The following is a 3725-nucleotide window of genomic DNA, read 5'->3' as shown; positions in this document are numbered from 1 at the left end:
AAGATGCAGAAGGATGCGATCGCCTGATTGCAGCGATTAATGCGATCGCCTCTGATTTTGCTTGTATCCTCACTGTAACTCATATGCCTCACCTCAAAGAAGCTTTTCAAGCCCGAATTGAAGTGAATAAAACTCAGCAGGGTTCACAGGTGCGATTGTTGATTTAAGACTGCACCAAACATCTAAAAAGCTTTTGGGTGAAATATAGCAATCCTATTTGAGTTGTAAAAATATCGAACCGCCAAGACGCCAAGAACGCCAAGAAAAGAAAGAAGAGAGAATTTTACAAATGATTTAGGATTGCTATAGCATTAAATTAAGTGCAAATTTAGTGCATAATCAACCCAATGATAAACATCAGCCGAGATATACATTCACTCTCCAGCTTTAAACGCAATACGCTGGAATTCCTAGAACAGATGAAGCAGACGGGAAAACCTGTAGTGCTGACAGTTAATGGTAAAGCCGAACTTGTCGTCCAAGATGCTGAATCTTACCAAAAGCTGCTTGATGCTTTGGAGAAGTTGGAAGCTATTGCTGGAATCAACAAGGGATTGGAAGATGTCGAAGCAGGTAGAACCACTACCTTGAGCGAATTTGAACAAGAAATGCGACAAAAGTATGGCATTTCAAGTTAGAATGACTCGAACAGCAAATGCAGAAATTGAGGCTGCTTATTCTTGGTTGAGAGAGCAAAATCCTGTTTATGCGGATAAGTGGTTTCGGGAATTGATGGATACTATATTTGATGATGTAAGGTACTAGACAGCAAAAAAATCACTTAATCGGAAGGTAAGAATCAATTAGCTGTTTCAATTTATTAATCTTTTTATAACTACTGCCAAACGTATTTAGATTTTCTCTGAAAGATAACCAATAAGGCTCTACACAATTATTAAGCTTTCTAGATTTATTGAAGAGAGATTCAAAAATGCTAGGACAACCACGTGAATCGTATATCTGATCATTTTCGCAGAACGCTTTTAGAATAGATTCCCATTCTGCAGGACTTAAAGAATCGGCTATCTCAAGTAATATATTAGCATTGAAAGCGGCATCATCATATGAGTCTGATAATCTAAAATTACTTACTATTTTAGGAAGATTTTCTATCAAGATAGGTTTTAATAAGTCATCGAGGAATTCGTTACTATAATTTGATTTCATGAGTATTAATTTATCAAATTCTACTTGTTGAGAAAGTTTTATAATTGAAGTCTTCAGTAATTCAATCGCACTTTCTAGATTGCTGCCAGATAATTTATAGACATAATATTTACTCACTTGAAGTAACTTTTCTAGAGAAGCATTCTCTAGTAAATAGAGCAGCCGTTGTTCAGTGATTTTTAGTAACTTTTCTTCTTGTGTGATTTCTGATAAGTTGCAGAAAATTCCTTTGAGAGAGGCTTCTTTAATTTTTTCCATTAAATACAAATAAATTTTCTCATTCCAAGAATTATTGTCCTTTGATATCATTGAAACTAATTCATTAAAACTAGCTTGGGGAATAGCTTTTTCTAGTAGAGATTCCATAACTTCATTGATTGAGCTATTTTGTAGTTTTTCTTGGCAAAATTCCTTGAGAGAAAGTAGTTGTTTCAGAGTAAGCAGTTGAAGCTTAACGTATATAGCTTCTTTTAAAAAACTTATTTGAGCAGCTTTAAAGAATATATAAACATTTTGCTCGCATAGATAATATCTTGATGTGTCAAATATGTTAAGCTTTTCGATAAAGGCTACCGCTTTTAATTGGCACGGCTCAGTAAGAGTGTCCCAAATTTTAACATCTGCTAAGTAGATAATTACTTTCTCCCAATTTGTATCAACGACTTTGTTCAGAATAATATCAGATAATTTCTCATTCAATATTTCTCTTGTTTGTTCAGGATACATACTTGAAATTGCATGAATTGCAGAGAATTGACGTTCTCTTTCGTCTTCGGGAAGATTTTCTGTTAACAAGTTTATTGTTAATCCTCTAACAACATCTTTAATAAGAGCCAAGCGAGCGCGAGCTAACGGACTTTTTTGAAAATACTTTATCGCCAGTTCTGAGTCTGTTGGGAAATACTCAGACTTAATATCTTGGAAAATTCTTTCACGGGCTGCACGACCTTGAACTGGTGGTCTTTCTAAAAGGTGTGTAATAGCACTTCTTAAGTGATAGCGTGCTAATTCTGCTGTAGCCTCAAATGGTTCCTCCAAAGATGTCATTGAGGGATGAGCGCATCGGCTTCTATCTTCAAATAATCTTTCAATATCTGACTTCTCAACAGTCGAGATTAATTCAAATGGGTTGAGCGCTTTTTTGGGAATATCTGACTCAAACTGCCAAAGCTCTTTGACCTTTTTTTCGGAACTCAGTTTTTCAAATTGTTCCAATAAGTTTGATGCTTCTTTATCTTCTAAAAGCTTTAATTCTGTAAGTTTATGAAGAAAATCAAATACTACTGCATTCCATGTTGCCACAATACAAGAACGGTATGCTCCTGCTCTATAACAAGCTACTGCTTCTTTGATAAACTTCCTTGCTTGTTTATCTCTACAACGTACTATTAATTCATCTAAATCAATGAAAGCTTCATACATAATGTGAGAACGACTGATTTTTTACCATTTGTTCAGTATGGTAACTTAGATGTACGCCCACCTGCGGAAGTTCCTAGCGATCTGCCGCTATGCTGCAGCAAAGCGATCGCTACGGCTTTAACAATGTCTTGCTATCTCCGGGACACGGGCTTATGAGACTTACTCTGGTGGAGAAGCATATTGAGCATGGGTTAGAATATTCAAATATAGTTATAGTCTTTTTAGGTTGGTAGTAATGCTATGACGCTTCAAAAGTTGGAACCAGAACTACTTGCCTTAACACCAAATGAAAAAGCACAGGCGATTCAGATATTAGCTCAAAGTTTAGGAAATCCTTGGCGTGGAATCGAGAAAACCCCAGGTGTATGTGGTGGAGATGCTTGTATTAGTGGAACCCGCATTCCTATTTGGGTGTTAGTTAATGCTCGTAATTTAGGTATTAGCGAAGCTCAACTTTTGAAAGACTATCCAACTTTATCTGCGACAGACTTAGCCAACGCCTGGGTTTATGCGACAGTATATCCAGAGGAAATAACAACAGCCATTCGGGAGAATGAAGAATAATGGCTCGTTTGTATGCAGATGAACAGTTTCCCTATGAGGTTGTGGAGCATTTACGCGATTTGGGGCATGATGTTGTTACCGTCCAAGAAGCAGGAAAGGCTAATTTAAAAATACCTGATGATGAAGTTCTCGCATTTGCAAGTAGTAACGAGCGTGTTGTTTTAACCCTAAACCGCAGAGACTTCAAACGTTTGCATCGCTATGTACCCAGTCATGCTGGTATTATTGTTTGTACGGATGATGTAGATAGAAGTGGATTAGCAAAGCGAATTAATGCAGCTATTTTGGCAGGGGAACCTTTGGCTGGTAAGTTGGTTAGTGTGGTGCGTCCTGCCAGATGAACAAGATTGTGTGTAGACGATAGTGTATGCTTACCTGCGGAAGTTAAGAGCGATCTGCCGCTATGCTGCAGCGAAGCTATCGCCACGGCTTTAACAATGTCTTGCGATCTCCGGGATGCGGGCTTATGAAACTTACTCTGGTGGGGAAGCGTTTAGAATTAACTTTGCAATCCGTTTAGCCTTGGCGAAATTATTAGCACAGCGGGCGGGGGCGGCGTTGCAATTGTTGAT

At 37.7% G+C, this 3725-nt stretch carries 6 protein-coding genes; 5 read left to right on the top strand and 1 reads right to left on the bottom strand.

Translation table 11 applies throughout. The annotated features are described in order from the left end of the window. Positions 1 to 347 precede the first annotated feature (347 nt). Both DP116_RS27535 and DP116_RS27530 read left to right on the top strand, forming a co-directional pair. On the top strand, positions 348 to 638 hold the full coding sequence (locus DP116_RS27535; RefSeq protein WP_169158155.1) for a type II toxin-antitoxin system Phd/YefM family antitoxin: 291 nt from the start codon (positions 348 to 350) through the stop codon (positions 636 to 638). After that, entirely contained in the window at positions 622 to 765 is a 144-nt protein-coding gene (locus DP116_RS27530) for a hypothetical protein (protein ID WP_211173545.1), read from the top strand. The genes DP116_RS27535 and DP116_RS27530 overlap by 17 nt, the downstream gene beginning before the upstream one ends. A 12-nt stretch (positions 766 to 777) precedes the next feature. On the opposite strand, the gene DP116_RS27525 is transcribed toward DP116_RS27530, so the two are convergent. Beyond that, the gene (locus DP116_RS27525) at positions 778 to 2589 is read right to left on the bottom strand and encodes a hypothetical protein (RefSeq protein WP_169158154.1); all 1812 of its coding nucleotides are present in this window, start codon (positions 2587 to 2589) and stop codon (positions 778 to 780) included. 3 nt (positions 2590 to 2592) lie between these two features. On the opposite strand from DP116_RS27525, the gene DP116_RS27520 reads away from it, so the two are divergent. The 3 genes from DP116_RS27520 to DP116_RS27510 all read left to right on the top strand — a co-directional run bounded on the left by DP116_RS27520 (position 2593) and on the right by DP116_RS27510 (position 3494). Next, positions 2593 to 2745: a hypothetical protein gene (locus DP116_RS27520; protein WP_169158153.1), complete on the top strand. Its 153-nt coding sequence runs from the start codon at positions 2593 to 2595 to the stop codon at positions 2743 to 2745. Positions 2746 to 2829: 84 nt separating this feature from the next. Further along, positions 2830 to 3153 carry a DUF433 domain-containing protein gene (locus DP116_RS27515; protein ID WP_169158152.1) on the top strand — a complete coding sequence of 108 codons (324 nt, stop codon included), beginning with the start codon at positions 2830 to 2832 and terminating at the stop codon, positions 3151 to 3153. Then, positions 3153 to 3494: a DUF5615 family PIN-like protein gene (locus tag DP116_RS27510; RefSeq protein WP_169158151.1), complete on the top strand. Its 342-nt coding sequence runs from the start codon at positions 3153 to 3155 to the stop codon at positions 3492 to 3494. The genes DP116_RS27515 and DP116_RS27510 overlap by 1 nt, the downstream gene beginning before the upstream one ends. Positions 3495 to 3725 lie beyond the last annotated feature (231 nt).

The sequence above is a fragment of the Brasilonema bromeliae SPC951 genome (genome assembly GCF_012912135.1).
GTDB lineage: Bacteria > Cyanobacteriota > Cyanobacteriia > Cyanobacteriales > Nostocaceae > Brasilonema > Brasilonema bromeliae.
This window is presented reverse-complemented; position numbering and strand designations above follow the sequence as displayed.

What these genes read in the sequence shown, in the direction of transcription:
- DP116_RS27535 (WP_169158155.1), top strand. Translation starts at nt 348, where the DNA reads ATGATAAACATCAGCCGAGATATACATTCACTCTCCAGCTTTAAACGC.
- DP116_RS27530 (WP_211173545.1), top strand. Translation starts at nt 622, where the DNA reads ATGGCATTTCAAGTTAGAATGACTCGAACAGCAAATGCAGAAATTGAG.
- DP116_RS27525 (WP_169158154.1), bottom strand. Translation starts at nt 2,589, where the DNA reads ATGTATGAAGCTTTCATTGATTTAGATGAATTAATAGTACGTTGTAGA.
- DP116_RS27515 (WP_169158152.1), top strand. Translation starts at nt 2,830, where the DNA reads ATGACGCTTCAAAAGTTGGAACCAGAACTACTTGCCTTAACACCAAAT.
- DP116_RS27510 (WP_169158151.1), top strand. Translation starts at nt 3,153, where the DNA reads ATGGCTCGTTTGTATGCAGATGAACAGTTTCCCTATGAGGTTGTGGAG.